Here is a 1,626-nt window from a genome sequence, read left to right as displayed (position 1 = left end):
TAAAACACCATCTTAATGTCGAAATGAATCAACACTACAAAATTTGGAGCGATACATCGGGTTCGAACCGATGACCTCAACCTTGGCAAGGTTGCGCTCTACCAACTGAGCTAGTATCGCATTTTCATTCTTATTATCTCTTAACTTATCAAACTAAGAGAAAGAATGGAGGCGCCTCCCGGAGTCGAACCGAGGTCCACGGATTTGCAATCCGCTGCATAGCCACTCTGCCAAGGCGCCTTTAATAGTGATTTAAGAGAACAACTCTTTGTTCATCACTCTACTCAAAATGTAGAAGCTAGATAGATGGTGCCCCGGGCCGGACTTGAACCGGCACAGCGCGAACGCCGAGGGATTTTAAATCCCTTGTGTCTACCAATTCCACCACCAGGGCAACGCAATCTTGCGAGGCCGATTACTGAAAAGTAAAAACACCATCTCTCAGCGACCTAAGCCGTGAGAACGAGGTGTACTTTAACGGAAGGAAAAAATTCGTCAACAATAAATTTTATCTTTTAATTCAAGTGATTAATTATCGAACTCAAAAGAATAAATTTAGTGCAGCTTGTACGGTTCTTATACTTGGATTTCTAATTTAAACGGACAAATCACTGACAACCATTGATTCAAATACCAATTGAATGCGGTGATTTTATTGTTTTAAACCAAGCAAATGGCGTTTTCATGTGCTTTTCACATTCAACGATTAGAGTTTGAAGTAACTCTTATTAAGAAGTAAACATGTGAAACCACTAAAACGATATCAATATGAGCGCTATGCCGTTCTTTGTAACCTCGCCTACCCTAGAGTTTTTAAGCAGACTCGCTATGGTTTTGACCCTAATGGACAACGCATCATCAAGAACCAGTTTGGTAAAACCATGATTAGAGTGTTGTGGAGTAGCGACAAAGATGAAGTGGTTGTGGTAATCAAAGGATCGCACAGTATCTCAGATTGGCTACTAACCTTTGCTCTATGGACAAGAAGCTGTAAGAGAATTGGGCTCAATTATCGTGTGCATGCGGGTTTCTACCATCTAATGTTTCAAGAGAGCCAGCCAAGTCGTAATGAAGACAAGCTTGGCTTAACCGTTATTGAGCGCTTGGAAGCCACGCTCACACCTCTCATCGAACAAGGAAAAAGAGTGTCTATTACTGGCCACTCTTCCGGAGGCGCTATCGGTTGTGTCTTCGCTGATTACTTTGATCAAAAGTACCCAGGCTGTATTAAACGAATAGTGACTTTTGGCCAACCCGCCATTGGTGATTGGAGCTTTCGAAAGCACTATCGCATGAGTAAGAAGACCTACCGAATTTGCTGTGACATCGACATCGTGACCTTCATGCCACCGGTTCCTTTGCTCTATTGGCATGTAGGTAAAGTGCTTTGGCTTTATAACGGACGAATCTATGAGAACACTCCTACATTAATCCGCCTTGGTCGCTCTATCTTTAGTTGGCTGATAAGACCTTTCTCTTACCACTTAATGAGCAAGTATATCCGTAACAAAGATTTCTTTGATAAGCATTGAAATGGGTACGTAGGAAGCTTTTAGCGGGGTCAAAAACGAAAAAACCAGTCACTAGGACTGGTTTTTTCTGAATGATGGAGGCGCCTCCCGGAGT

Annotated in this window: 1 protein-coding gene and 3 tRNA genes; 1 reads left to right on the top strand and 3 read right to left on the bottom strand. The window is 42.5% G+C overall.

What is annotated here, in order from left to right; genetic code table 11:
• Nucleotides 1–44: 44 nt before the first annotated feature.
• The 3 genes from AB4249_RS06360 to AB4249_RS06350 form a co-directional block, all read right to left on the bottom strand.
• A tRNA-Gly gene (locus AB4249_RS06360) sits at nt 45–120 on the bottom strand.
• Nucleotides 121–166: 46 nt separating this feature from the next.
• A tRNA-Cys gene (locus AB4249_RS06355) sits at nt 167–240 on the bottom strand.
• 67 nt (nt 241–307) lie between these two features.
• Nucleotides 308–394, bottom strand: a tRNA-Leu gene (locus tag AB4249_RS06350).
• Nucleotides 395–743: 349 nt separating this feature from the next.
• Between AB4249_RS06350 and AB4249_RS06345 the strand changes: the two genes are divergently transcribed.
• Entirely contained in the window at nt 744–1,532 is a 789-nt protein-coding gene (locus AB4249_RS06345) for a lipase family protein (RefSeq protein WP_017064543.1), read from the top strand.
• Nucleotides 1,533–1,626 lie beyond the last annotated feature (94 nt).

The organism is Vibrio sp. 10N.261.55.F4 (assembly GCF_041470465.1).
Taxonomy (GTDB): Bacteria; Pseudomonadota; Gammaproteobacteria; order Enterobacterales; family Vibrionaceae; genus Vibrio; species Vibrio crassostreae_C.
Note: the sequence above shows the minus strand (reverse complement) of the source record. Positions and strands in the feature narration are given on the sequence as shown.